The organism is Neisseria sp. P0008.S010 (assembly GCF_051962715.1).
In the GTDB taxonomy this organism is placed as follows: Bacteria; Pseudomonadota; Gammaproteobacteria; order Burkholderiales; family Neisseriaceae; genus Neisseria; species Neisseria elongata.
The window spans coordinates 1-229 of sequence record NZ_JBQCVA010000466.1 but is presented as its reverse complement, the minus strand read 5'-3'; the positions used below and the strand labels follow the sequence as shown (position 1 = coordinate 229).

At 57.6% G+C, this 229-nt stretch carries 1 pseudogene; it reads left to right on the top strand.

The features are described 5' to 3' along the window. Nucleotides 1-229, top strand: a pseudogene (locus ACTHSL_RS14365) (RNB domain-containing ribonuclease); the annotation flags it as partial.

Here is a 229-nt window from a genome sequence, read left to right as displayed (position 1 = left end):
AAACACAGCCTGCCGTCAGCATCTATTTCGACGTCGATGCCGAGTGGCGCGTGGTCAAGCCAGAATGCAAAATCGAGCGCGTCGCCATTGCCGACAACTTGCGCATACAAACCATAGAACCGCACTTCAACCGCGAAACCGGCCTGGAGGGCGGCTACGCCTTCACGCACCACAACGACTTGGCCTGGTTATTCCGCCTGGCCGTCGAATTGCAAAAACAGCGCGGCAA